Origin of the sequence: Glaciimonas sp. PAMC28666, from assembly GCF_016917355.1 — a bacterium.
In the GTDB taxonomy this organism is placed as follows: Bacteria; Pseudomonadota; Gammaproteobacteria; order Burkholderiales; family Burkholderiaceae_D; genus Glaciimonas.
In genome coordinates, this window is the sequence record NZ_CP070304.1 from 748,656 (window position 1) to 774,139 (window position 25,484).

At 51.2% G+C, this 25,484-nt stretch carries 23 protein-coding genes and 2 tRNA genes; 1 reads left to right on the forward strand and 24 read right to left on the reverse strand.

What is annotated here, in order from left to right:
• Nucleotides 1–63: 63 nt before the first annotated feature.
• The 4 genes from recR to JQN73_RS03335 form a co-directional block, all read right to left on the reverse strand.
• Entirely contained in the window at nucleotides 64–660 is a 597-nt protein-coding gene (gene recR / locus JQN73_RS03320; protein WP_205321751.1) for a recombination mediator RecR, read from the reverse strand.
• A gap of 8 nt (nucleotides 661–668) precedes the next feature.
• Nucleotides 669–980, reverse strand: coding sequence for an antibiotic biosynthesis monooxygenase (locus JQN73_RS03325; protein WP_205321752.1), 312 nt, complete (start codon nucleotides 978–980; stop codon nucleotides 669–671).
• Nucleotides 981–1,003: 23 nt separating this feature from the next.
• Nucleotides 1,004–1,324: a YbaB/EbfC family nucleoid-associated protein gene (locus JQN73_RS03330; protein ID WP_205321753.1), complete on the reverse strand. Its 321-nt coding sequence runs from the start codon at nucleotides 1,322–1,324 to the stop codon at nucleotides 1,004–1,006.
• Nucleotides 1,325–1,402: 78 nt separating this feature from the next.
• Entirely contained in the window at nucleotides 1,403–3,592 is a 2,190-nt protein-coding gene (locus JQN73_RS03335) for a DNA polymerase III subunit gamma/tau (protein WP_205321754.1), read from the reverse strand.
• 203 nt (nucleotides 3,593–3,795) lie between these two features.
• On the opposite strand from JQN73_RS03335, the gene JQN73_RS03340 reads away from it, so the two are divergent.
• Nucleotides 3,796–5,448 (forward strand): isovaleryl-CoA dehydrogenase, encoded by a 1,653-nt coding sequence (locus tag JQN73_RS03340; RefSeq protein ID WP_205321755.1) that lies wholly within the window; start codon nucleotides 3,796–3,798, stop codon nucleotides 5,446–5,448.
• Between the two features lie 75 nt (nucleotides 5,449–5,523).
• Here JQN73_RS03340 and leuD read toward each other — a convergent pair whose 3' ends face one another.
• The 20 genes from leuD to JQN73_RS03440 all read right to left on the reverse strand — a co-directional run bounded on the left by leuD (nucleotide 5,524) and on the right by JQN73_RS03440 (nucleotide 25,432).
• On the reverse strand, nucleotides 5,524–6,168 hold the full coding sequence (leuD, locus tag JQN73_RS03345) for a 3-isopropylmalate dehydratase small subunit (RefSeq protein WP_205321756.1): 645 nt from the start codon (nucleotides 6,166–6,168) through the stop codon (nucleotides 5,524–5,526).
• Between the two features lie 11 nt (nucleotides 6,169–6,179).
• Entirely contained in the window at nucleotides 6,180–7,583 is a 1,404-nt protein-coding gene (gene leuC, locus JQN73_RS03350; protein WP_205321757.1) for a 3-isopropylmalate dehydratase large subunit, read from the reverse strand.
• A 260-nt stretch (nucleotides 7,584–7,843) separates the two neighbouring features.
• Nucleotides 7,844–8,728 (reverse strand): LysR substrate-binding domain-containing protein, encoded by an 885-nt coding sequence (locus JQN73_RS03355; RefSeq protein WP_205321758.1) that lies wholly within the window; start codon nucleotides 8,726–8,728, stop codon nucleotides 7,844–7,846.
• A gap of 342 nt (nucleotides 8,729–9,070) precedes the next feature.
• Nucleotides 9,071–9,823, reverse strand: coding sequence for an Asp/Glu racemase (locus JQN73_RS03360; protein ID WP_304607805.1), 753 nt, complete (start codon nucleotides 9,821–9,823; stop codon nucleotides 9,071–9,073).
• A gap of 22 nt (nucleotides 9,824–9,845) precedes the next feature.
• Nucleotides 9,846–11,147: an MFS transporter gene (locus tag JQN73_RS03365; protein WP_205321759.1), complete on the reverse strand. Its 1,302-nt coding sequence runs from the start codon at nucleotides 11,145–11,147 to the stop codon at nucleotides 9,846–9,848.
• Between the two features lie 579 nt (nucleotides 11,148–11,726).
• Nucleotides 11,727–11,800 (reverse strand) — tRNA-Cys (locus JQN73_RS03370).
• 193 nt (nucleotides 11,801–11,993) lie between these two features.
• Nucleotides 11,994–12,069: transfer RNA gene (locus tag JQN73_RS03375), tRNA-Gly, on the reverse strand.
• Between the two features lie 122 nt (nucleotides 12,070–12,191).
• The gene (gene pgsA, locus JQN73_RS03380; protein WP_205321760.1) at nucleotides 12,192–12,764 is read right to left on the reverse strand and encodes a CDP-diacylglycerol--glycerol-3-phosphate 3-phosphatidyltransferase; all 573 of its coding nucleotides are present in this window, start codon (nucleotides 12,762–12,764) and stop codon (nucleotides 12,192–12,194) included.
• Between the two features lie 165 nt (nucleotides 12,765–12,929).
• Entirely contained in the window at nucleotides 12,930–14,786 is a 1,857-nt protein-coding gene (gene uvrC, locus JQN73_RS03385; RefSeq protein WP_205321761.1) for an excinuclease ABC subunit UvrC, read from the reverse strand.
• Between the two features lie 35 nt (nucleotides 14,787–14,821).
• Nucleotides 14,822–15,835 (reverse strand): beta-N-acetylhexosaminidase, encoded by a 1,014-nt coding sequence (gene nagZ / locus JQN73_RS03390; RefSeq protein WP_205323154.1) that lies wholly within the window; start codon nucleotides 15,833–15,835, stop codon nucleotides 14,822–14,824.
• A gap of 152 nt (nucleotides 15,836–15,987) precedes the next feature.
• The gene (gene acpS, locus JQN73_RS03395; protein WP_205321762.1) at nucleotides 15,988–16,380 is read right to left on the reverse strand and encodes a holo-ACP synthase; all 393 of its coding nucleotides are present in this window, start codon (nucleotides 16,378–16,380) and stop codon (nucleotides 15,988–15,990) included.
• 9 nt (nucleotides 16,381–16,389) lie between these two features.
• Nucleotides 16,390–17,151: a pyridoxine 5'-phosphate synthase gene (gene pdxJ, locus JQN73_RS03400; RefSeq protein ID WP_205321763.1), complete on the reverse strand. Its 762-nt coding sequence runs from the start codon at nucleotides 17,149–17,151 to the stop codon at nucleotides 16,390–16,392.
• A gap of 96 nt (nucleotides 17,152–17,247) precedes the next feature.
• Nucleotides 17,248–18,522, reverse strand: coding sequence for a benzoate/H(+) symporter BenE family transporter (locus JQN73_RS03405; protein WP_205321764.1), 1,275 nt, complete (start codon nucleotides 18,520–18,522; stop codon nucleotides 17,248–17,250).
• Between the two features lie 13 nt (nucleotides 18,523–18,535).
• Nucleotides 18,536–19,555: a DNA repair protein RecO gene (gene recO, locus JQN73_RS03410; protein ID WP_370551347.1), complete on the reverse strand. Its 1,020-nt coding sequence runs from the start codon at nucleotides 19,553–19,555 to the stop codon at nucleotides 18,536–18,538.
• Nucleotides 19,556–19,632: 77 nt separating this feature from the next.
• Nucleotides 19,633–20,544: a GTPase Era gene (era, locus tag JQN73_RS03415; protein WP_205321765.1), complete on the reverse strand. Its 912-nt coding sequence runs from the start codon at nucleotides 20,542–20,544 to the stop codon at nucleotides 19,633–19,635.
• 58 nt (nucleotides 20,545–20,602) lie between these two features.
• Nucleotides 20,603–21,655 carry a ribonuclease III gene (gene rnc / locus JQN73_RS03420; protein WP_205321766.1) on the reverse strand — a complete coding sequence of 351 codons (1,053 nt, stop codon included), beginning with the start codon at nucleotides 21,653–21,655 and terminating at the stop codon, nucleotides 20,603–20,605.
• 20 nt (nucleotides 21,656–21,675) lie between these two features.
• A complete protein-coding gene (locus tag JQN73_RS03425) occupies nucleotides 21,676–22,068 on the reverse strand; it encodes a DUF4845 domain-containing protein (protein WP_205321767.1) in 393 nt (130 codons plus the stop codon).
• A gap of 32 nt (nucleotides 22,069–22,100) precedes the next feature.
• The gene (gene lepB / locus JQN73_RS03430) at nucleotides 22,101–23,018 is read right to left on the reverse strand and encodes a signal peptidase I (RefSeq protein WP_205321768.1); all 918 of its coding nucleotides are present in this window, start codon (nucleotides 23,016–23,018) and stop codon (nucleotides 22,101–22,103) included.
• The gene (gene lepA / locus JQN73_RS03435; protein ID WP_205321769.1) at nucleotides 23,015–24,808 is read right to left on the reverse strand and encodes a translation elongation factor 4; all 1,794 of its coding nucleotides are present in this window, start codon (nucleotides 24,806–24,808) and stop codon (nucleotides 23,015–23,017) included. Before lepA ends, lepB begins: the two co-directional genes overlap by 4 nt.
• 336 nt (nucleotides 24,809–25,144) lie before the next feature.
• Nucleotides 25,145–25,432 (reverse strand): glutaredoxin family protein, encoded by a 288-nt coding sequence (locus tag JQN73_RS03440; RefSeq protein ID WP_205321770.1) that lies wholly within the window; start codon nucleotides 25,430–25,432, stop codon nucleotides 25,145–25,147.
• Nucleotides 25,433–25,484 lie beyond the last annotated feature (52 nt).

Below are 25,484 nucleotides of genomic sequence, written 5' to 3' on the forward strand. Positions count from 1 at the left end.
CCAAAAAATTTATGATCTGCTAACCAGCGCTGCAGCACGCCAACGCGCTGTAAAATCCTGCCGTTAAGTCGCACGCCGGTCCAGCATGGCGCGCGCGATGGTGCCAGCGTCGACATATTCGAGCTCACCACCAACGGGGACCCCACGCGCCAGACGGCTGACCTTCAGTCCGCGCGCTTTCATCGTTTCGCTGATGTAGTGGGCGGTCGCCTCACCTTCATTAGTAAAATTGGTCGCCAAAACCACCTCGGCGACGAGGCCATTGGTGGCGCGAACGATGAGCTTTTCAAGTTGAAGATCTTTAGGACCAATACCGTCAAGCGGCGACAACCGCCCCATCAGCACAAAGTACAGGCCTTTGAAAGTCAGCGTCTGCTCGATCATCAACTGATCGGTTGGCGTTTCTACCACGCATAGCAAGCTGCTGTCGCGGTCGGGATCGAGACATACCTCGCACAGTTCGTGTTCGGTAAAAGTATTGCACATTGAGCAATGCTGGACTTTTTCGACCGCTTGCAACAACGCACGACCGAGCAGAGCCGCGCCGTCCCGATCATGCTGCAAGAGATGATAGGCCATCCGTTGCGCTGATTTGGGGCCGACGCCGGGCAAATGGCGTAGCGCTTCTGTTAAAAAGGCCAGACTGGAAGGGGTTTTCACATCGGACCTTAAAAACCACGATAGGTCTTGCGACCCACCGGTGCATAGTGAAATATAGACGGTAAAGGGTCATAAAAATGCTGCAATAACGCGCACCATTTTTGATACTGAAACGATTGCATGAAGCTGACGGTATGGTGCTCCAGCGTTTGCCAGTGCACCAACAAAATATACCGACTCGGCAGTTCCACGCAGCGCTGCAACTCATGCGAAATATAACCAGGCGCAGAAATTATCAGTTTTTTAGCTTCCAGGAAGGCCGCTTCGAATGCGGCTTCCTGACCGGGAATAATATCAAGGGTTGCAGCGTCGAGAATCATGTAGTCTGGTACTTATCAGGTACTTAAAACGGCATTTTGAAGCCGGGTGGCATTCCGGCGGTGAGGCCTGACATTTTTTCTGCTGACGTTTCTTCTGCTTTGCGTACCGCGTCGTTGAAAGCGGCCGCGACCAGATCTTCCAGCATATCCTTGTCATCCGCCAGCAGCGACGGGTCAATCGTTACACGCTTGACCGCATTCTTGCAAGACATCACCACTTTGACGAGACCGCCGCCTGATTCGCCTTCGACGTCGATCAAACCTAATTGATCCTGCGCTTTTTTCATATTATCCTGCATTGCCTGGGCTTGTTTCATCAAGCCCGCGAGTTGGCCCTTCATCATAATGTTGCTCCTTTTAAGTTAACCATTTTTAATCATTTGAGATTGACGCAACAGGGCATCAACGCGGATATATCAAATTTACGCCAGCGGCTTAACCGAGCCTGGCACTATCGCCGCACCAAATTCCCGAATCATGCTTTGAATAAACGGATCATTTTTGGCGGTTTCTTCCGCCAGACGCTGGCGCTCAGCCTGTTCGCCCTGTGCCTTGACGTTGGCTGTGTGATGTACATTACCGATTTCTGTTTCTACCCGCACCGTACGACCAAAACGTTCGGTCAGCGCCGCTGTCAGTTTATCAACATTGGCGGGCAGGCGCAGCGTTTCAAGCGGAATTCGCAGATAGATTTGGATAGGCGCAGCGCTACTATCAAAACGGAGTAGTTCACTTTGTTGCGCCAGTTGATTTGCCACGCCACGGACCGGCAATGATGCCGCCAAAGTGGGCCAGTTGCCATCCCAGTTCAATGATGGGTCCGGGTGATATTCAAAGGGGTCGGCAATAACTTTCGCTATCGGTAACGCGGGCGATTGCGCTTGCGACCTGGATTGCAGTGTATCCATGCTCAACGTCGCAACCGGCTTGTTGGTTGGTGTTGCTGGTCGCGTTTCTGCCCTGCTCTCCATACGCATGGCAGGAGCATCAGGAATAGCAGCGCGTGGTTCTGCGCGTGCGTCGACACTCGCTCCGGATGCGTCAATATCTGATAAGTCCATAGGAAGCGGAATATCCTCCTCCCAGGGCGGCACTGAGGAAGCCGCAATCGCACTTTTGGGGGAAGCGACGGTTGCTGGTCTCACCTCCGGAGTTCCTGCGCTCGGCTGCGTCCTGACCGGGATAGACGGTTTGGTGGAAATCGCTGCGACCGCAGGCGCAACCAGCGGTGTCCCCGGACGTTTGCCGCCGACACCCCCACGCGCTGCTGCCAATGCCGCCATCGCCGGGCTGAGATTCCCTTCGACCCGCGCGACGGGCGCACTGGCGCTAGCAGCCTGCGGTGCGCTACTCAAGCGTGCTGCGGGAATTGTCGGTGCTGGTGGGGACGCAACGGGTGCAGCGGTTACCTTAATTGCAGGCGCTGCCGAAAACGGTGTTGAGGTCGCTGCCGAAGGACGCGCTGGCGCAACGGACCGTTGCTGCGCCGCCGCTATTCCTGTTCCATCACCGCATTGTGGCCGAAATGCCAACATTCGTAATAATGTCATGGAAAAACCGGCATACTCATCCGGCGCAAGGCCTAGCTCGTTACGGCCATGCACTACGATTTGATAAAATAATTGGATTTCTTCGACATCAAATGCTGCGGCAAGACGAATGACATCCTCGCGCTCCGGCAAGTCTTCCGCCAACGCTGCAGGGACACTCTGCGCCAACGCAACCCGATGCAACAAAGTGCCGAGATCTTGCAAGGCTGCGCTGTAAGACAAACTGCGAATTGCCATTTCGTCGGCGACCGCCAGTAAGCCAGCGCCGTCGTTCGAGGCCAATGCATCAAGTACCCGAATCAAATAGGTCTGATCGAGCGCGCCCAACATTCCCTGCACCGCCTCGAGCGTTACCTTGCCAGCGGCATACGCAATGGCCTGGTCGGTCAACGACAGGGCATCGCGCATGGAACCATGTGCACCTTGCGCCAGCAAGCGCAAGGCTGGCGTTTCGAATTCAATCTGCTCCTGCCCAAGGATATCGTCGAGGTGACTGATAATATGCCCCGGTGGCATCTGCTTCAAATTGAATTGCAGACAACGCGACAAGACCGTGACCGGGATTTTTTGCGGATCGGTGGTCGCAAGGATAAACTTCACATGATCGGGCGGTTCTTCCAGCGTTTTCAACATGGAGTTGAACGCATGGTTGGTCAGCATGTGGACTTCATCGATCATGTAGACCTTGAAACGGGCATTCGACGGTGCGTACACCGCCTGCTCCAGCAACTGGGCCATTTCATCAACCCCGCGATTGGACGCAGCATCCATTTCAATGTAATCAACAAAACGACCCGCATCGATGGAAACGCAGGCATCACACACGCCGCAAGGCTGCGCGGTAATCCCACCGTTGCCGTCGATACCCTGGCAATTGAGCGCCTTGGCGAGAATCCGTGAGAGCGTTGTCTTGCCGACCCCACGTGTGCCGGTGAACAAATAGGCATGATGCAAACGCTGTTGCTCGAGTGCATGCGTCAATGCCCGCACGACGTGCTCCTGACCAACCAGGGTGTCGAAACTTCTGGGGCGATATTTACGGGCAAGGACTTGGTATGACATAGGGTGGCGGGTGCGCATTGCTGGCTGTTAAATTCAACCCTTATTTTACCTTAGCGGAAGCGCTCGTAAGGTTTTTAAGCAATGGTGGCAAATCCAAGGCCACTCAGCCCACCTTTCCTCTGGCACACAAAGCCATTTGAGACTACGCTACTGGGGTAACTCATCCATACATGCGGTAACCATTCAGTCCGTCAGGAGATGCCATGCATTCGCCCACGCACGATGCCAACAATCTGGTTTCGCCCCTTATTGATAACAATTTATACACCGGCGATGGCGTCTTGATGGCGGGCGTCCAGCGACTGCAGGCCGGCTGGCATGCTGATGCCCTGGAACGTTACGGCGCTGAACTGGGGCGTAAAGAAGTCTGGGCGCTCGCCGAAACTGCCAATCGTCATGCACCCGAATTACATAATTATGACAACATAGGAAACCGGATTGACGTCGTCGAATTCCACCCGGCCTGGCATAGCCTGCTGGGCATGTTGCGGCGCGAAAACTTACACGCATTACCGTGGAGCGCTCCTCGTGCCGGTAGCCATGTGGCGCGGGCGGCGGGATACTTTCTGCATGCGCAGGTGGAGGCCGGATCGCTATGTCCGACCACGATGACGTTTGCATCCATTCCGGTTTTACAAAAAGAACCGGCCTTGTTCGCGGCCCTGCAAGCCAAATTGTATGCCTGCGAACACGACGGCCGCGACCTGCCACTGGGACAGAAAACATCAATGCTGATCGGCATGGGGATGACCGAAAAACAAGGCGGCTCCGATGTTCGCTCAAACACAACGTTAGCGACCCCGATACCGGGCGGTGGCGGACGTGGCGCAGATTATGTGCTGACCGGGCATAAATGGTTTTTTTCTGCACCAATGTGCGATGCCCACATGGTGCTGGCGCGCACAGAGCTAGGAATCAGCTGTTTTTTTGTACCGCGCTGGCGTCCGGATGGCAGCAAAAATGCCGTGTTCATCCAGCGACTCAAGGACAAACTCGGCAATCGGTCAAATTCCAGCAGCGAAGTGGAATTTAACGATGCTTTTGGCATTATGGTGGGCGAAGAAGGACGCGGTATCGCCACCATCATCGAAATGGCAAATTACACGCGAATCGATTGCGTTATCGGCAGTGCTGGCCTGATGCGCCAGGCGTTGGTCCAGGCATTGCATCATGCGCGCCATCGCAGTGCTTTCGGTGCGCGCCTGGCCGAGCAGGCACTGATGCAAAATGTTCTGGCTGATCTGGCATTAGAGAGTGAAGCGGCCACGCTACTCATGCTTCAACTCGCCAGTTCACTAGACGCACCTAGCGATCCTTTGCAACGCGCGTGGCGACGGATCGTCACCCCAGCGGCAAAATTTTGGATATGTAAGCGAGCGTTGGCGTTCTCGGGCGAATGCATGGAAGTCTGGGGCGGCAACGGCTACGTCGAGACCGGGCCTATGGCTCGGTTCTATCGGGAAGCGCCGGTCAATTCCATTTGGGAGGGTTCCGGCAACGTGATGTGTCTGGACGTATTGCGGGCAATAGGGCGCGAGCCGGAAGGCTTTACTCTATTGCTGGAACATTTGAACGGTATCGCCAACGGCCATGCGGGAGTCGGCATCCTATTGAACGGCGTAAAAAAGTTGCTATCGACGCCGCCAGATCAGCAAGAAAGACACGCTCGCAGACTGGTTCAGACGCTGATCCTGACAGTCCAGGCCGCGTTGATGGTACAACATGCGCCATCCATAATCGCCGACGCGTTTATCGAAAGTCGTTGTGATGCTAAGGTTGGACATGTTTATGGAACGTTGGGCGGCGAGGGCAGCCAGATCGTCCATCGACAAATTCTGCAACGTGTTTTCCAGTAAAGGGACCCAGCCCTAAACACGGCGAACGCAGCTTGTAAAAAAAAAGCGGCTGCGTTCAGATTAACAGTTCCTGGTCTAAGGCGCGTTGGTTAACCAAGGTGATGTCTGCCCGAGTCGTGCCTCGTATTCCCGCACTTTTTCGTGATGTAACATGGAAAGACCGATCTCATCCAGACCATTGAGCAGGCAGTGCTTGTGAAAAGAATCCACCTGAAATGACATATTCTCTCCTGAAGGCGAGATCACAATTTGCTGAGTGAGATCAACGTCAAGGGAATAACCGTTATTTTGCGCCACCGCAGCAAATAGCTGTGACACTGTCCCGCCGGGAAGTACGATCGGCAACAACCCATTTTTAAAGCAATTATTATAAAAAATATCGGCAAAACTGGGAGCAATGATTACACGGATCCCAAACTGGAGCAGTGCCCAAGGTGCATGTTCACGAGAGGAACCGCAGCCAAAATTCTCTCGTCCCAGCAGAATCTGCGCGCCAATATAACGTGCTTGATTTAACACGAATTCCGGATTTTTTGGCCTTGTAGAACAATCCATATCCGGTTCTCCATGGTCCAGATAGCGCCATTGATCGAAAAGGTTTGGGCCGAATCCGGTACGCGTGATGCGTTTTAAAAATTGCTTCGGAATAATAGCGTCGGTGTCAACATTGGAACGGTCGATGGGAACCACCAGCCCACGTAAATTTAAAAAGGAATCCATAGGTTTTTCCATCAAAACGCGTTGATTTCGACAAAATGTCCTGCAATGGCCGCCGCAGCCGCCATTGCAGGACTCACCAGATGGGTGCGACCGCCACTCCCCTGCCGCCCTTCGAAATTGCGATTCGAGGTCGAAGCGCAACGCTCACCAGCCAGAAGCTTGTCGTCATTCATGCCGAGGCACATCGAACAACCTGGCTCTCGCCATTCAAATCCAGCTTCGATAAGAATCCGATCCAGTCCTTCGGCCTCCGCCTGACGTTTCACCAGTCCCGAACCGGGCACTACTAGCGCGAGACGAATGTTCTTGGCCACATATTTTCCCTGTACGACGGCAGCGGCGATTCTGATATCCTCGATGCGCGAATTAGTGCAAGAACCGATAAATACTTTATCGAGCGCAATGTCGCTGATCAGTGTGTTGGGCTGCAAGCCCATGTAATCCAGAGCGCGCTGAACGGCTTCTCGTTGAACCCGATCCGTAATTCCGGCTGGGTCAGGAACGGCGCCGTCGATACTCACGACCATCTCTGGCGAGGTACCCCAGGTCACCTGCGGCCGAATCGCTGAAGCATCAACCTGAACCACGCGGTCAAAGCTGGCTTCATCATCCGATGTAAGCGCCTGCCATTGCGGAACTGCCTGATCCCACTGTAGGCCAGTGGGCGCAAACGGCCGCCCTTTCAAATACGCGATGGTTGTTTGATCAACCGCGACCATTCCAGTTCTGGCACCTGCCTCAATGGTCATATTGCACAAGGTCATTCGCCCTTCCATTGAGAGCTCTCTAACGGCTGAACCGGCATATTCAATGGCATAACCGGTACCACCCGCCGTTCCGATGATGCCGATAATAGTCAGCGCGATATCTTTCGCATAGACTCCTGCAGGCAAGACACCGTCCACTTGTACCAGCATGGTCTTCGATTTTCTGGTGCGCAGGGTCTGCGTAGCTAAGACGTGCTCGACCTCAGAGGTACCGATGCCAAATGCCAGCGCTGCAAACGCACCGTGGGTACTGGTGTGGGAGTCGCCGCACACGACGGTCATGCCTGGCAACGTTGCCCCTTGCTCGGGGCCGATCACATGGACGATACCTTGACGTGGGTCGTCGAGCTTAAAATAGGTCATGCCGGTTTTAGCACAATTTTTATCGAGCGTGTCCACCTGAACCCTGGAAACCACATCAGGAATTCCGTTGCTTCGGTCGGTGGTGGGTATGTTGTGATCCGCAACCGCCAGATTGGCTTCTAGCCGCCATACTTTTCGACCGTTCATCTGAAGCCCATCGAACGCCTGCGGGCTAGTCACCTCATTGACAAGATGCCGATTAATATAAATCGCAGCCGTGCCATATTCATCTTCGTACACCACGTGCTGGTGCCACAGTTTGTCATACAGAGTTTGTGGTTTCATTTGGTCTCGTGCAGAATTTTAGTTAATTTATTTTATTTTTTTGCCGATCGCCTGCTGGCCAATGCTTCTGCAGTCGATGGCACTGCGCAAACCTTTAGTTTGGCAACGGCGTAACGCACACGCTTTTTACGCGCTACAAAATATAACGCGATGTATGCAGCATGCGTGGCGAGGTAACAGGAGTAAAGAATTGGTTCGTGACCCTGCCATCGCGCAACGCGATGGCAGTTCGTCCGCAGCATAGAGACAAATTCGGGAGTTTATTTTTGAGACTGCAAATGATCGAACAGCCGCTTTGCAGCTTCGGACAATGCCTCATAGGATCGCACGCAAATGTCAATTTGCCGACGCGCCCACGGCTCATCGAGGGCGATTTTTTTTATGTCCAGAGTACCGTAAATTTGGGAGCTGATTTTGGGTAAAATACCGATTCCCAAACCGGCTTCTACCATCAGGCATTGGGCGTCATAGCCACTCACTTGTATGCGTAATTTCAGCGAGCGACCCAATTCGCTGGCTGACTTCACCATTTGATAGTTTAAACTGCTACCGACGTTCAGGCCAACAAATTCGAAATCAAGGGTGTCAGAGAAGGACACTGAACTCCGTGCCGCCAGCGGGTGGTCTCGTGGAACAATTAAGACCAACTCATCGGTTTTGTAAGGATAAACTTCTAGACCTTCCCCGTGAGGAACTTGGGTAAATATGCCAATATCCGCGATGTTATCCATAACACCCTGAATAATGGCGGTACTTACTTTATCCTCCAGATTCACTTGTACCAACGGGTATTTTGCGAGAAATGACTTTAGTGCCTGAGGCATAAATTGCGTCATGACAGAAATGTTGGCTAACACCCGGACTGAGCCGCGCGTGCCGCTAGCGAAGGCTTGCATCTGGATTTCAATATTATCCAAATCATTAAGTACCCCACGCGCCAAATGGAGGAGAGAGAAGCCGGCGGCGGTGGCACTAATCCCCTTATTGCTGCGTATCAGTAATTGCGTATTGAGTTGCACTTCGAGCTCACTTATACGCTTGCTGACGGCCGCGGCTGCGATATGATGACGGGCTGCGGCGGAGGCGATCGTACCTTCTTCCAGAACGCTGACAAATAACCGCAACGAAAGGGGATCTGATTTCATATGACATGCCCGAGCGCGGCCCTACCATGCGTGGCCCGACCAAACGTGGCCCGACCATGCGTGGCCCGACCAAATACCTGTCGCTGCGCTTTAACACGTAAAAGCCCAGTTAGTTTAGGATAAGGCGGAAATAGCAGAGGTCTTGACATAATCAACCGAAGTCTACTCCAATCCATCGACGATCGCGCAGAGGATGAAAACAGGCGTGATCAAGGGGCTGAATAAACAAATGTCCAGCGACGCTCACGCTATCGCTGGACATATCATCAAGTACGCTGCTGATCAAAGCAGCAGTCGACGGCCCGGCCTGTCATCCGGGCCAAACAGATATTCGTTGAGAAATTAGAATTTACCCGAAAGCAAATAACCCGCGTTCGGCACAATCGGAGCCAGATTTAGTTTGCGCAGCATCCGATAGACAGTCGCACTCGCCGCCGACAAAACCGGCTTGCCAAGGCGATCTTCTACAATCTGAATGGCAGCCAACGATGGCATCTGCACGCAAGCCGACAACACGATTGCATCGACGTTGCTGATATCAAGACGATCTGCATGCTCGATCAAATTCAGAGGATTTAGCCGTCCAACCGCGAGGTTGTCTGAGACTTCCAGACTGATCGAGTCGGAAACCTGAATCCCGGTATCTTCGATATAGTCAATTACTTGCTGCGTCAGGCTCTTCATGTAAGGCGTAATAATCGCCACTTTTTTAAAGCCTAATTCCTTAATTCCATCTACCAGTGCGCCGGCCGAACTGACCAACGGTGTCGGTGCATTATTTCCGGCGACGGTGTCTGCCAAACGTTTTTCGGAAACAAGATGGTAGCCCGGGCCTTGACACATGATGGCGACGAGGCAGGCATATGCCATTACATCGCAGCGCGCATCGCTTAACTCTAACGCACAACGGTCACTGTCAATATCCATTTTTTTCAGTTCCTCCGGGGTCACATGCATCATACGCATGCGTGACGAGTGAAACGTGAAGCGCTCTTCTGGAAACTGCTGATAACGTGCCTGCAACATGGCAGGAATCTCCGTTTCCATCGTGGTGTTTGAGCTAGGTACAATTTGACCAATGCGATAAGTCTGCATAATAAATTCTTTCTTTGTTGAATTAATTGCCGCTGGTAAGTAGAGTGCCCTTGGTTTCTTTGAGCGTAAATACCATCAAAGCGGCGAGGAAATAAGAGACTGAGGCGAGCGAAATGGTCGAGGTAAAACCAATGATCGGAATCAACACCGGCACCACTTTGATCCCTGCAATGGCACCAACCCGGCCGAAATTAAAACAGAAACCCGATGCCGTCGAACGAATGCTGGTTGGAAAGAGTTCCGAATACCACGCCCCAAATCCGCTGAAATAACCGGTAAAAAATCCTAATAAGGCCGCGAGCAAGCCAAGCGTAGTAATATTCTGAAACGTAAATGCCAGCTTGCCATCGGTTAAAGGCATCATCGCAGCGCCAAAGGTAAATACTGGAACCATGACGGTCATACCGAGAAAAAATATCGCAAAAGATTTGCGGCGACCAATTTTCTCCGCAAGGTAGCCATAAGCAACATACCCGAACATAGCACCGACTCCGGTCCAAACTAGAAATACCGGGGCCTGATCAATCCGTACTTTCAGTGTATTTTGCAGAAATGCTGGTGTAAAAGTGAAGACAATCCAATAGCCCAACATACCTAACACAGAGATAGTCAACGCCAACAGGGTGGATCTTAAATATTCCGGCTTGAAGATTTCAAGGAGATTGCTCTTGCTCGCATTGTTTTTCATGAACGTACGATTGGCTAACCAAACAGGTGACTCTTTAACAAAGATCAATACGAAGAGAAAGGTCGCATAAGCGGGCAAGCTTGCATAGATGAAAAGTGTTCTCCAAGCTTCAGGATTTGCAGGACTCAGCAAGTTCCAGGCAAACACCGCTGCCAGCAGATTACCGCCAGACCAGCCGGTTTGCATGAAAGCAATTGCTTTCGCACGCCCCTCAGGCTTCCATACTTCACAAATTAAAGAAGCTGCAGCCGACCACAAGCCCCCTACTGCCACGCCAACGACAAAACGGTAAACGTTTAATTCCAGCAAACTATGCGCAAAGCCGCATAACAGAGTAGCGGTACCATAGGTAATAACCGACAACAGAATGGTTTTTTTGCGGCCAATTTTGTCCGAAATATTTCCCAGAAAATATCCTCCTATGCCGGTGGCCAACAAGAACCAGGCAACCGTCGACACCACATCGCCCATCTTCACCGAAAAAGTATGTGCAATTGCCAACATCACAAAACCAAAAATACCTGCATCCAGAGCGTCGAATAACCACGCGATCCAAGAACCGGTCAAAGTGAGATACTGCTGACGAATGCTATGACTAACTGGGATTGCTAATGGGTCAAGGTAAGCCGTTTTCATTGGATTCTCCGTATTTTTGTCTAATAGTTTTTATGGTATTAATCGGTCAGATCAAGTAGATCTCGCTGAAATTTGCGTTAGATTATGTGCATCCTCCCTGCGATCGTAAAGAACTCAATCACGAGCTTGCCATCGCCTATGACGATGGCAGGTGCTCACGCTTCAGACCGAGTTTTTTGTAATCGGAGTACCGCGCCTTAACTCAATTTTAGAGTGTAAATTTCACAGCTATTTGCGGAGGGGACTTTGAGGACAAGGAATACGGGAACGTTTCTTTCACTTCCTAGCGCGGGGGGTGTATCTGAATGGCGCGTCATCACGCTGAGAGCGTTTGGAAAGCGCTGTAAGACGGAATGCACGCTGCCCAGCTATTCGAATTGTAAGAATTTAGGGCTTTATCGGAGTCGCGTTTTTAGATAAAAGCGGTGTAACGTAGTTTGATTACCTATTTTTTGACTGCATCACATATAACGGAGGCACCCTATCCGCGCGTATGAGTAGATTTTTAGCAGCAAATGGCCACCCAGACAAAAAAATAGCCCACTCATGGTGGACTAAGCTTTTCATCTGGATAAGAACTGGAGGCGGGGGTCGGGATCGAACCGGCGTAGACGGCTTTGCAGGCCGCTGCATAACCACTTTGCTACCCCGCCATTCCTTGGAAACTAACCAGAACAACGTCGGAAAGTCTGCCGACTTTCCATTCCGAACAATCGGAACCACTGCGTCTTGCAACGTTAATGTCAATTAATACTAACATTAGCGATTTTTGCATCTTTTAACCAAGTTAAAAAATGCCAGCCCGGACATTAAAAAAGGAAGCTTTTTGAGCTTCCTTTTTGAATTTGGAGCGGGAGAAGAGGCTCGAACTCTCGACCTATACCTTGGCAAGGTATCGCTCTACCAACTGAGCTACTCCCGCATTTTCTTTTGTACCTGCTACGCTGCTCTGCAACAACTACTGGAGAGACGCCATTATAGATGGTCTAAAAACGATGTCAAGCGTTTTGCCAACCGCCCTTCAAAAAAAAACAACCGCCCGGTTTACTGGGCTTTTTCTTTGATGAGCGGCCAGGCCTTGCGAAGATAATAGAACATCGACCAGACTGTTAGCAAGGTTGCGATCAACATTAATATATGGCCTAGCATGCGGATATCGACGCCGAGTATTTTGCCGGAATAAAGCAATACTGGAATCGCAATCATTTGGGCGGCTGTTTTGATTTTTCCCAGCGAGCTGACCGCCACCGATTTCGAAGCGCCGATTTGGGCCATCCATTCGCGCAGTGCGCTGATCGTGATCTCGCGCCCGATGATGATAAACGCGATGATCGGACTTACCCGATCCAGATTGACCAGCACCAACAAAGCGCCAACAACCATAAGTTTATCGGCGACGGGATCCAAAAAGGCGCCAAATGAAGAAGTCTGATTCCAGCGGCGAGCGAGAAAACCATCGAACCAGTCGGTCAGGGCTGCCACAATAAACACAATTGCCGATGCCAGACCGATGTCCCTCGTAGAAAATCCAAAATCAGGAAGATAGAATACGCCGACCACCAGCGGAATCAGCGCCACACGTAACCAGGTCAGAAGAATAGGGAAATTAAAGGGCATAGAAATATTTTATATGTTATCGCCATGAGGCTGTCAAACGCGCGTTTTTGCTCGGTATGCTCTGTGACAGCACTAATTATCTAGGAGTATGGCTGCAGTTGGGAAATAAAACACGTAAAACTGCCATAATCAATTTTTCGAAGCAATTTTTTGAAGCCACCGTGGTCAATGAAGCTGACGATAGATATCCTCCGCCAGTTGCCGCGAAATACCCTCCACCGAGGCTAAATCGTCCACACTTGCGTCCGCCACCGCTCTTACCCCACCGAAGCGCGCCAGCAACTTTTGACGTCGCTTCGCGCCCACGCCCTCAATCTCCTCCAAACGCGAAGTCTGGCGCGCCTTCGCGCGACGTGCACGCATCCCGGTGATGGCAAAACGATGGGCTTCATCGCGAATCTGCGCAATGAGCATCAGGGCGGCAGATTCCTTACCTAGCTCACGCGGTGTGCGTTCGTCAGCAAAAATGAGCGTCTCCAGACCGACCCTGCGCCCCTCTCCTTTTGCTACACCGACGATCAGACTTATATCAAGACCGAGTTCTGTCAGCACTTGTCGCGCCATTTCGACCTGTCCTTTGCCGCCGTCAACCAGCACGATATCCGGCATCGTTCCGCCGCCGTTGGCGACTTTTTCGTAACGCCGCATCAATACCTGCCGCATCGCCGCATAGTCGTCGCCGGGGGTAATGTCTTTAATATTGTAGCGACGGTATTCGCCGTTTTGCATAGCGTGATGATGGAATACGACGCACGAAGCCTGGGTCGCTTCGCCAGAGGTATGACTGATATCGAAACACTCCACCCGGAAACCATCGATATCGGCAATATCAATCGTGAGCACCTCAACCAAGGCGCGTGTGCGGGCCTGTTGCGACCCCTGTTCCGACAGCAACCGTGTCAGTGAAATTTCTGCACCCTTTTGCGCCATATCAAGCCATTGGCGACGCTGGCCCTGAGGTTGAAACACCAAATTAATGCGGTGCCCGCATTGCGCCATCAAGGCCAGCATTAACGCCGGTTCGTCGATATCAAGATTAAGAATCAATGTACCGGGAATAAAAGTGTCAATATAATGCTGGGCCAAAAATGCCTTCATAACGGACACATCAATCGCCTCATCAGCACCGATTAATGCGCTCTCGACATGGGTTGGAAAATACGCCCGGTCCCCCAAATGACGACCACCGCGTACCATCGCCAGATTGACGCACACCCGACCACCTTGCACCACAGCGGCAATAATATCGATATCGCTATCTCCAACGATTTCCATACTCTGCTGGTGCAAGACTTTCGACAAAGCGCCGATTTGATTGCGCACTACCACCGCTTTTTCGAATTTCAGTTCAGCTGCGAAGGCATGCATTTTTTGGTCTAAGGTAGCCATGACTTCGGATTGTCGGCCACGCAAAAATTTGGCCGCATTATCAACGTCCACGGCGTAGTCTTCACCGGAGATCAAATTGACGCAAGGCGCACTGCAGCGCTGGATCTGATGCAGCAAACAGGGTCGGGTTCGATTCGCGAAAACCGAATCTTCGCAGGTCCGTAACAAGAATACTTTCTGCAAAATCTGTATGGATTCTTTGACCGCCCAGGCGCTGGGGAATGGACCGAAATACTGATTTTTCTTATCGATGCCGCCGCGATAATAGGCCATCCGCGGATATTTCTGACCGCTAATTTTAAGATAAGGATATGACTTATCATCCCGAAAAAGGATGTTATAGCGAGGCTGCAAAGACTTGATTAAATTGCTTTCAAGTATCAGCGCTTCGGCTTCACTCCGCGTGACGGTGGTCTCGAGGCGCGCAATTTTTTGTACCATCATTGCGGTCCGGGGACTCGCTAGATTTTTCTGAAAATAGCTGGATACGCGCTTCTTCAGGTCGCGCGCCTTCCCGACATACAAAATGTTATCGGCGGCATCAAAATAGCGATACACGCCCGGCAAATTCGGCAGTTTGGCGACCGTATCTAAGACGATTGCCATGGGGTCGGGAGGGTCTGGGTCGATCATATTTTCAGTAATTTTTTATCGTATATCGCTGCCGATCAAGCGGGGACGTGCGCGACGGTCAACTTTCTGGCGTTGGTGTACTCAGCATTTTCTTGCAGGGCTCCCCAGTCCAACGCCTTAGTCTGCGGCATTAACGATGCCCGGCGTGCCGCGCTGGCTTGTGAGGCCGCGCTAGTCGCAACCGGCAAGCCAGCGAGTAACTCATCGGCCTTGTCGGGCGAATTACAGATCATGACCACATCGCAACCGGCGCGCAAGGCAGCCTTCGCACCATCTAGAACCGTTCCTGCAGAACTGGCCGCGGCCATGCTGAGATCGTCGCTAAAGATAACGCCATTAAAGCCAATTTCGTCGCGCAAAATCGTTAGCCATTTTTTGGAGAAACCAGCCGAATGCTTATCTACTTTGGGATAAATCACATGCGCTGGCATCACCGCCGACAGACTCATTCCGAGCCAATCATAGGGTTTGACATCCTCGTCCATAATCTGCTGCAACGACCGTTGATCCAATGGAATCGACAGATGCGAATCCCCCGCCACAAAACCATGACCGGGGAAGTGTTTTCCGCAATTCGCCATTCCAGCCAGCTTAAGTCCGTGGCTGAGACTCTTTGCCAATAATGTCACCACGCGCGGGTCACGGTGAAAGGCGCGATCACCAATGACACTGGACCCGCCAAAATCGAGGTCAAGAACTGGCGTAAATGATAAATCAATTCCACAGGCCCGTAACTCTGACGCCAGTACAAAGCCCACCGCGGTAGCGACTTTGGTTGCGTCCAGGACGTCACGATCCCACAATTCGCCGAGTACACGCATGGCTGGTAGCCGCGTAAAACCATCGGTTTTGAAACGCTGAACGCGTCCGCCTTCATGGTCCACGGCGATGAGTATGTCGGGGCGCGCAGCGCGAATTGCAGCTGTCAGCATCATCAATTGCACGCGATCCTGAAAATTCCGTGCAAACAAAATTACCCCGCCCGTCAGGTTGTGCTGAATACGCCGGATATCGTCTGGGGTCAGCGCAAAACCTACCACGTCCAACATCACCGGCCCCATAGGCTGCGCTGGTTGCTTGTTCGCACTCTCGTCATTCTGAACTTGATCTATCTGGATTTGATCGATCAAAAGTGGCGCCGTTTGAAGAGGACTATTTTTCTGCATATTTATATTTATCGCACTCATACTGATAGTAATACTCATATTTTTTCCACTATAACAAAAGCGACTGCGTATTCAACTTCGTCAGTAATTGATACCTGTGCGGTCAGACCATTCTTGCGCATGAACTCTTCCAGCACGCCGCTGGTGACGACAACAGGCTTACCGCTGGGAGCATTCAAGGTCTGCATCGCGCGCCATGTCATGGGCATTCTCAAGCCGATTCCGATCGCTTTCGAAAATGCTTCCTTGGCAGCAAAGCGCGTCGCTAAGAACCGAATACCACGCGCCAATATCCTGGCTTTACGATGATGATATTTTACGAGTTCCTCGGGGCCGAGAATTCTTTCGGCAAAACGATCACCATTGCGCGATAAGGCCGCTTCAATCCGCGAAATTTGAATAATGTCAGTGCCAATGCCGTAAATCATGAGGTCCTTTTAAACTCTGTTCAGACGCGCTTTAACCATCAATGCTTTCATTTCACTGACCGCTGCTTTCCAGCCCACAAACACAGCGTGTGCCACAATCGCATGCCCGATATTCAATTCGGCAATGTCGGGTATCGCCGCGATTGCCTGCGCGTTGGTGTAATGTAATCCGTGTCCTGCATTCACTTTCAGACCGCGAATAACGCCTTCCTGAACTGCGCGCTGAACCCGCTCCAGTTCACTACGCTGCTCGCTAACCTGGTGCGCTTCTGCATAGCGCCCGGTATGTAATTCAATGACCGGCGCGCCGACTTCTGCCGCTGCCTGAATTTGATCCGCATCGGGGTCGATGAAGAGACTTACTCGGATTCCTTCGGCTTGTAGCTGACGTACTGCAGTCTGCACTTCGGCAAAATATTTAATGACGTCAAGACCGCCTTCGGTGGTCAGCTCGTGGCGTCGCTCTGGTACCAGGCAGACATCTTGCGGCATGATTTTGCAGGCGAAATCAATCATCTCCTGCGTTACCGCTGCCTCCAGATTCATACGTGTACGTAACAACGGGCGGATGATCTCAACATCTGCGTCCTTGATGTGACGACGGTCCTCACGGAGATGCAATGTAATCGCATCAGCCCCCGCCTCTTCAGCCTCGAGGGCGGCCCGCAATGGATCGGGATAAGCGGTGCCACGTGCATTGCGCAGTGTTGCGACATGATCGATGTTGATACCAAGGTCGATGATGGTCGGCGTAGGATTAAGATAGCTCATCAGATTGTGGACTCGCAGAGGGAATTAAATTGATAAATAAACAGACCGCAGGATTGAAGCATCGTACAAAAGTACACCACCCGCCCCGCTCTGTCATTAGTTTTGACGCAAAGAGGCTGGCCCGGCTGAGGACGGCGAGCGCGGCGATGGCGCCATTGGCTGAACGACATTTGCAGCGACAGCCACATTAGCATCGGACACTGCTCGCGCGCCAGCGCCATAGCGCGAAGTCAATACAAATAGGGCCAATGCGCCGGCAAGTAACCCCCAGAATGCGGCACCAATGCCTGCAAATGACACACCGGATGCGGTGACCAGAAAAGTAATCAAAGCTGCCTCCCTCTGACTGTCATTCGACATCGCCACTCTCAGGGCATTAGCGATCGTACCAAACAGTGCAAGCCCGGCAATTGCCAGTATCAGTTCTTTCGGGAAAGCCGCAAATAGTTCGCCCACCGTGGCGCCGAATATGCCGACCAGCAAATAGAAAATCCCCGCAAAGACGCCAGCCCAATAGCGTTTATGTGGGTCTTCATGTGCTTCTTTGCCGCTACAGATCGCGGCCGTGATGGCAGCCAGATTCAGCGAAAAGCAACCGAATGGCGCCAGTAACAAATTTGTTATCCCGGTCCAGGTGATGAGTGGAGAAATAGGCGTGTTGTAGCCTGAGGCGCGCAGCACCGCCACGCCCGGTGCGTTTTGCGACGCCATATTGACCACAAATAAGGGAATCCCGATCCCGATTACAGTTGTCCACGAAAACGTTGGCAGCGTCAGCACCGGCTTGGCGAAGGCAACATGAAAAGTCTCGAAATGCAATAAACTCAACCTCGCCGCAATCGCGACTCCCACGCCAAGAACCAGGATGATGGCATAACGCGGCAGCAAGCGCTTGCACAGCAGGTAAGCAAAAAACATGGCGAATACGAGCCAGAATTGCAGCTTCATGGCGACAAAAACATCCATGCCGAAGCGCATCAAAATGCCCGCGAGCATTGCCGCAGCGATTGACAATGGAATTTTATCCATGGCGCGCTCGAACCAGCCGGTCACCCCGCACAACGTACTGAGCGCGGCTGAGAACACGAATGCCCCAATCGCCGCCGACATCGGTACTCCGGCTAGGCTAGTGATGAGGAGCGCTGCGCCAGGTGTTGACCAAGCCGTGACGATGGGCGTCTTATAGCGTAACGATAAGCCAATGCAAGTCACACCCATTCCCAGACCGAGCGCTAGCATCCAGGAGCTGATCTCGGCCTGAGTGGCGCCAGCTGTTTCTGCAGCCTGAAACACAATGGCTGCAGAACTGGTGATGCCCACCAATACGGTGATAAAACCAGCTGCCAGGGTGGACCATGGAAAATTTTTCATTGGAAATTTGGCCTTACAATTGCATTAAATCAATCAAGATCTGGCGCGTATTCAAAGGTGCTCCACCCAGATGATAGGCGAGTAAAAACCGCATGAGAACTTTACTCTGCGATTGCGTGTTGCTATCGCTGTAATCTTCGCGTGCCATATCGAGCAATGTTTTGCCGCTAACCGATGGCCAGCTATCTGAAACGCGCGCCACTCTTGGTCCACGCTCTGGATCGACCACGTATAAGAGATCCGGTTCGACCCGCTGCCGCGTTCCGGTACAAACTGTAAAGTCGCCGGACACGCCGGTTTCTTTCAATAACGCGCGCTCGAACTGCCGTAGTACGATAGGCGCTGGCTCTTGATGCGCTAATTTGTTTAACGTCACCACATAGTGATTAAACAAAACCGGATGGGCGTCGTCTCGTGCTAATAGCTTAACTAGCAGTTCGTTAAGATAAAAACCACACAATAACGCAGATTTTTCCAACGGCAACATGCCGCCTACCCACTCGGCGGCGGTCAATGTGCGGATTTCCGATTTGCCGCTCCAACTGAGCGATAGGGGTTGAAACGTCTGCAATACACCCCGAAGCTTGGAGAGGGGGCGCTTGGCACCTTTGGCAACTAGCGCTATCCGGCCGTAATCGCGCGTAAATACATCCAGAATGAGGCTGGTTTCGCGGTGTGGATAACTGTGGAGAACGAAGCCAGGTTGTCCGGCAATCCGTGATTCCGCTGCAGGCCGAGGGACACGTTTTGTGACAGCCGTTTTAGACGACTTTACGCCAGCGGCGAGCGTTGAATGTTCCAGCGTTGCGGTTGCGGTAGCCGCTACTTCGGTAGCCGCTACTTCGGTAGCCGCTACATCCAAAGGTTCTGAATAGGGGTCAGGTCGCAAATCGGGTGAAGAACCCGATCCGGAATTTGACGGTGCCACAGGTGAGTTTGAAAGTAATACAGATGCTGCACGGGATGCCAGGTCAACGGAATCGACCTCTGTATCCGTTGGAAGTGCAGGAAGTGCAGGAAGTGCAGGCGCCATCGTGGGTTGCTGTTGCGCCGCTTGTACAGCAACCGCGCTTAGAACCGCGTCAACAATGATGGCGCTCATACGAGGTCTTACTCGTAACCGTAGGCGCGCAATCCGGCTTCGTTATCGGCCCAGCCGGATTTTACTTTTACCCAAATTTCCAGATACACCGGACCGCCAAAAAGGCGTTCCATATCCAGGCGAGATTGGGTCGATATATCCTTCAGACGTGCGCCCTTCTGACCGATGACCATCGATTTATGCGTATTGCGTTCGACCAAAATCGCGGCGAATACCCGCCGTAAATTCCCTTCAACTTCGAATTTCTCGATCAGAACGGTACTGGTATAAGGCAATTCATCGCCGACAAAACGGAATAACTTCTCTCGCACGATTTCCGCAGCCAGGAATTTTTCGCTACGATCAGTAATGTCATCCTCACCAAATACGGGTGGATTGAGCGGCAGATATTTGCGTGTTTCTGCTTGCAAGTTTTCTAACTGAAACCGCAACTTTGCGGAAACAGGCACAACAGCAGCGAAATCGCGTAACGCGGCAATTTTTTGGGCAAATGGCAACAACACTGCCTTATCCTTGACGCGATCGGATTTATTGATCACCAATATGCAAGGCACTTCTGCTGGAAGCAATTCTAGAACTTGCTGGTCTGCTGGCCCGAAAGTGCCCGCCTCAATCACGAACAAAATGACATCCGATGCCGTCAGTGTCGTGGTGACAGTGCGATTTAACGTCTTGTTTAATGCATTTGAATGACGAGTCTGAAACCCCGGCGTGTCGACATAAACAAACTGAGTATCGGGCAAAGTCTGGATGCCGGTAATACGATGTCTGGTCGTTTGCGCTTTGCGCGAAGTGATACTGACTTTGGCACCGATAAGTTCGTTCATCAACGTCGATTTACCGACGTTGGGACGACCTACTATAGCGATATAGCCACAACGAAAATCGGTTGCGGGTGCCTGGGATACGGATTCTGTCATGCGGTTGTCGATTTACTCGCGGTAAGTGATAAGGTATTTAGTGCAATTTTTAAAACGTTTAACGACGCGCAGCAACGGTAATTTTTGCGGCTACAGGTGTCGTTGGTGCTGTCGTTGATGTCGTTGCTGTCGTTGCTGCTGCTACGGCGGTCCCGACCGCCTCCGGCGTTGATGCTGGTCCGGATGGCGTTGCCTGCGCCTTCAATGTCATCGGAATTTCGTCGCGCAAGACAACGCTTGCGGTACTTGCCGCACTGTTAGCAGGAATCGGCTTATGAGCGTGCTTTGGAGCTTCACTTTTACTGCTATCTTTCGCTGACGCCAGCTTTGATTGTGTCACTTCCTTGGCGGGAGCGTCAGGCTGAATCGTGGCAATACCTGCAAGTTTTAATTGCGAGGTTCTTGGCTTGCTTTTGCGCGTTGCACCCGGCGTTTTTATAAACGCTTGTTGTACTGCTTCCAAAGCTAGTTTAGCTGCCGCCTGCTCTCCGGCACGGCGACTTCCCCCGGTACCGAATACCTGAATCTCTAATTTCGGAACGAGGCATTCAATTTCGAACTCCTGATTGTGTGCCGCGCCATGCGTCGCAACCACGTTGTATTGGGGCAATGCAATTTTTTTGCCCTGCAAGTACTCTTGCAGGAGCGTTTTAGCGTCTTTTCCCAGGGTCTTGGGATCAACGGTGTCCAGAATCGGAATATATAACGCACGAATTGCATCGCGTGCAACATCGAAACCGGCATCCAGGAAAATCGCACCAAACAGGGCCTCTAGCGTATCGGCGAGAATGGAGGGACGGCGAAAGCCACCCGATTTCAATTCTCCCTCACCCAAGCGCAAAAATTGAGACAATTCAAGGCGCTGCGCAATTTCATATAGCGATTGCTGTTTAACCAAATTGGCGCGCACTCGCGACAAATCGCCCTCATCGATCTTGCTATAACGATCGAACAATAGTGATGCGACCACACAATTTAATATCGAATCACCTAGAAACTCCAGTCGCTCGTTATGCAAGGTGCTGTGGCTGCGATGCGTCAAGGCCTGCTGCAGCAACGTAGCATCCTTGAAGGTGTGGCCTAGCCTATTTTGCAATAACATCACGTCCATTTTTTCTACAATCTACACCATCAATCGATGGTTTTTTTGCCAGATGTTCTGGCAGTTGTTCCAGAATAGTCAATCAACAAGCTGACCGGTGTAACCAGCGGGATTATTTTTTGGTAAGCGAAGCTAATATCAATATCCTCGCCATTTTTTGTAATGTCCAGATCTTTACCGTGAAGTGTCTCGATGTAGCCGACTTCGGCTTGACGGTCAAATGCGGTACGCATTTCCTGCACCGTACCGCCTTTTGCCTTAACGCTGACAATGGCGTTTTTAATGGACCTATATTCGATCGCCGTGGGAACGACTTTTCCACCGATGACTACAAGAAATCCAAGAATCGCTAACCAAACAATTAAGCCAACCAGCGTGATGCCCCGTTGCCGATGACACGATTTACCAGGATTTTTTGTCATTCATTGCTCCCGAAGCATTATTTCACTAAAGATTAATCAAAAAATGTACCGACACGTTTCAGATTACCTAAGTTCATCCATACTAAAAATGCCTTACCGACAATATTTTCATCGGGAACAAAACCCCAATAGCGACTATCTTCACTATTATCGCGATTGTCACCCATCATGAAATACTGACCTGGAGGGACGGTACACGCGAAGCCTTCTTGATTATAAGAGCAGTTTTCCTTAAACGGAAAATCCTGAACGCCACTTAAATTGATGGGCGGGGCTTGCTCTACAACCGCGATCTTATGATCGACCTTCGACAGATTTTCGTTATATTGCTTCGAATAGTTCAAACTATCTTCATTGAGATAATCCGGCAGCGCCGTATAGGTCAGCGCCACGCCATTAATGCTTAAGCGCTTGTTTCTATACACTATTTTATCACCAGGAACGCCAACCACGCGTTTGATGTAATCAAGCGACAGATCCTTGGGATACTTGAACACCATCACATCGCCCCGCTGAGGCGTGCTGACGTCGATGATTTTTTTGTTCAGGATCGGTAAACGAATACCGTAGGTAAATTTATTCACAAGAATCAAATCACCTACCAGCAAGGTCGGCACCATTGAGCTGGATGGAATTTTAAACGGTTCATAAAGAAACGAACGCAGGAAGAATACCATCGCTATGACAGGGAAAAAGCTACCTGAGTACTCTACCCAAGTTGGTTGGCGCAGCAGGTTGGCCTCCAATTCAGCGCGACCACTGCTCTCCAGCTTGATACCCTCAGCACGCAACTTCACGTTCCGGGCATCAAACGCTGCCAATGCCGCATCGGCTTTAGCGCGACGCTGGGCACGTAAATAAAATCGGTCCAAGAACCAGATAATTCCTGTCACAACCATCAGCACAAACAGAATTAACGCGAAATTTCCTAAAATTGATTGCAATGTCATTTGTCATCCACTTGTAAAATTGCAAGGAACGCCTCTTGTGGGATTTCCACCGAGCCGACCTGCTTCATGCGTTTCTTACCTGCTTTTTGTTTCTCTAACAATTTGCGCTTACGACTGATATCGCCACCGTAACACTTTGCCAAAACATTTTTACGCAGCGCCTTAACGTTCTCACGTGAAATAATATTCACACCAATTGCGGCCTGAATCGCGACATCAAACATTTGTCGAGGAATCAGTTCACGCATCTTGGCGGCAACGGCACGCCCACGGTGATTACTATTGGATCGATGCACGATAATCGCTAAAGCATCGACTTTTTCGCTGTTAATCAGCATGTCCACTTTAACGACATCAGCCGAGCGATATTCCTTAAATTCATAATCCATTGACGCATAACCGCGCGAAGTGGATTTCAGTCGATCAAAAAAATCGAGCACAATTTCGGCCATTGGCATTTCATAGATCAGCTTTACCTGTTTTCCATGATAGTGCATGTCTTTTTGCATTCCTCGCTTCAGAGTACAGAGGGTGATGACCGACCCGACATATTCTTGCGGCATGTATAAATTGACCGTGACAATCGGTTCCCGAACTTCTTCGATTTTGCTTGGTTCCGGCATTTTCGATGGATTATCGACCATCAGAATTGAACCATCCCGCAGCACAACTTCGTAGATCACGGTCGGCGCGGTGGTGATCAAATCCATGTCGAACTCGCGCTCAAGTCGCTCTTGAACGATTTCCATATGCAGCAAGCCCAGAAAGCCGCAACGGAAACCAAAGCCTAGCGCTTGTGACACTTCCGGCTCGTATTGAAGCGCGGCGTCATTCAGTTTTAACTTTTCCAACGAGTCGCGTAACGCGTCATATTGGTTCGACTCAACAGGAAATAACCCGGCGAACACCTGAGGCTGCACTTCTTTGAAGCCGGGCAATGCTTCGGTGGCAGGATTACTCGCCAATGTCACCGTATCGCCAACCTTGGCCGCTTTGAGCTCTTTAATTCCTGCGATGATAAAGCCCACCTGCCCTGCAGACAGGGTTTCGCGAACTTGCATTTTCGGGGTGAAGACGCCAATGCTTTCAGTCAGATGTTGCGAGCCGGCAGCCATCAGCTGGATCTTGTCTTTAGGGCGCAACGTACCGTTCACAATCCGCACCAACATCACCACGCCGACATAGTTATCAAACCAGGAATCGACGATCAGTGCCTGCAGAGGCGCATCGGTATTACCCTTTGGTGCTGGCACCTTGACGATAATCGTTTCCAGAATCTCGCGCACGCCGAGGCCAGTTTTGGCTGAGCATTGCACCGCATCCGATGCATCGATGCCAATCACATCCTCAATTTCAGCTTTGGCATTGTCAGGGTCAGCGGACGGCAGGTCGATTTTGTTGAGAACCGGCACGACTTCCAGTCCGAGATCCAGCGCAGTGTAACAATTGGCAACCGTTTGCGCTTCGACTCCCTGCGACGCATCTACCACCAGCAGCGCGCCCTCGCAAGCAGATAGGGAGCGGCTTACCTCGTAGCTAAAATCCACGTGCCCCGGTGTATCAATGAGGTTCAAATTGTAAATTTGTCCATCAAGTGCTTTGTATGACAAGGCCGCCGTTTGCGCTTTGATGGTAATACCGCGCTCGCGCTCAATATCCATTGAATCAAGTACTTGCGCGCCCATCTCACGATCCGACAATCCTCCGCAAAATTGGATAATGCGGTCTGCCAGGGTAGATTTACCGTGATCAATGTGAGCGATGATGGAAAAATTACGAATGTTGTTCATTAATGTCGTCGAGGCAATGCGTTTACAAAAAAGGCGCTCAGAACCGGGCATTTGTCGCCCAGGCGAGCACCTTTTATGGCAGGTTATTCAATTGGCGCCATTTTACCGGATTTCAGGGTTTAAAGACTGACAAATGCAACACCCGCCTATTCTGGTGGTCAGTTTTTCCGAATGGATCGGGGAAAAACAGGTCATTTCTTTCTCTTTAAAAAATTTTCTGTCCCCCGGCCAGACAAACAAAAAATGACCAATTCGCTCGATTTCTAATCATTCTTTGGCCGACGTCTTAAAGTTCGAAGCCCGTAGTGGTGAAAACGATCGTGATGAAAGATGCAATCAGGCCCTGGATGTCCTTAAAAAGGCGCTGACCGTCTCATGATCCAGAAAGTAGTGACATAGTTGCACCGGATATTGCCCCTCTTTGTTGCCGATAAGAACGGGAACCAATTCATCGTATAACGCCACTAGCTCTGGATCGTCGTCGACGTCAATCTGCTCTACTGTGCATTGCCCGTTGGCCGCGACCACTGTTTCATCAGCGCACAGCTTGTGCAAAGCCTGCAACATGTCATCGCATAAATGACAATAAGAACGACCAACTAGCGTAAATGTAATCGTCGCCACTCATAACCCCAAAAAAAATTCTACAAAGTCGCCTCTACGTATGCGCCAGCTA

Coding starts and splice junctions, on each gene's coding strand:
- JQN73_RS03330 (WP_205321753.1), bottom strand. CDS start 1,324: ATGATGAAGGGCCAACTCGCGGGCTTGATGAAACAAGCCCAGGCAATG.
- recO (WP_370551347.1), bottom strand. CDS start 19,555: ATGGCGCCTGCACTTCCTGCACTTCCTGCACTTCCAACGGATACAGAG.
- leuC (WP_205321757.1), bottom strand. CDS start 7,583: ATGAAACCACAAACTCTGTATGACAAACTGTGGCACCAGCACGTGGTG.
- JQN73_RS03365 (WP_205321759.1), bottom strand. CDS start 11,147: ATGAAAACGGCTTACCTTGACCCATTAGCAATCCCAGTTAGTCATAGC.
- JQN73_RS03335 (WP_205321754.1), bottom strand. CDS start 3,592: ATGTCATACCAAGTCCTTGCCCGTAAATATCGCCCCAGAAGTTTCGAC.
- JQN73_RS03325 (WP_205321752.1), bottom strand. CDS start 980: ATGATTCTCGACGCTGCAACCCTTGATATTATTCCCGGTCAGGAAGCC.
- pdxJ (WP_205321763.1), bottom strand. CDS start 17,151: ATGAGCTATCTTAATCCTACGCCGACCATCATCGACCTTGGTATCAAC.
- era (WP_205321765.1), bottom strand. CDS start 20,544: ATGACAGAATCCGTATCCCAGGCACCCGCAACCGATTTTCGTTGTGGC.
- JQN73_RS03360 (WP_304607805.1), bottom strand. CDS start 9,823: ATGCAGACTTATCGCATTGGTCAAATTGTACCTAGCTCAAACACCACG.
- rnc (WP_205321766.1), bottom strand. CDS start 21,655: ATGGACGTGATGTTATTGCAAAATAGGCTAGGCCACACCTTCAAGGAT.
- leuD (WP_205321756.1), bottom strand. CDS start 6,168: ATGGATTCCTTTTTAAATTTACGTGGGCTGGTGGTTCCCATCGACCGT.
- nagZ (WP_205323154.1), bottom strand. CDS start 15,835: ATGTTGGACGTGGTAGGTTTTGCGCTGACCCCAGACGATATCCGGCGT.
- acpS (WP_205321762.1), bottom strand. CDS start 16,380: ATGATTTACGGCATTGGCACTGACATTATTCAAATTTCGCGGATTGAA.
- lepA (WP_205321769.1), bottom strand. CDS start 24,808: ATGAACAACATTCGTAATTTTTCCATCATCGCTCACATTGATCACGGT.
- lepB (WP_205321768.1), bottom strand. CDS start 23,018: ATGACATTGCAATCAATTTTAGGAAATTTCGCGTTAATTCTGTTTGTG.
- JQN73_RS03405 (WP_205321764.1), bottom strand. CDS start 18,522: ATGAAAAATTTTCCATGGTCCACCCTGGCAGCTGGTTTTATCACCGTA.
- pgsA (WP_205321760.1), bottom strand. CDS start 12,764: ATGCCCTTTAATTTCCCTATTCTTCTGACCTGGTTACGTGTGGCGCTG.
- JQN73_RS03425 (WP_205321767.1), bottom strand. CDS start 22,068: ATGACAAAAAATCCTGGTAAATCGTGTCATCGGCAACGGGGCATCACG.
- uvrC (WP_205321761.1), bottom strand. CDS start 14,786: ATGATCGACCCAGACCCTCCCGACCCCATGGCAATCGTCTTAGATACG.
- JQN73_RS03355 (WP_205321758.1), bottom strand. CDS start 8,728: ATGAAATCAGATCCCCTTTCGTTGCGGTTATTTGTCAGCGTTCTGGAA.
- JQN73_RS03340 (WP_205321755.1), top strand. CDS start 3,796: ATGCATTCGCCCACGCACGATGCCAACAATCTGGTTTCGCCCCTTATT.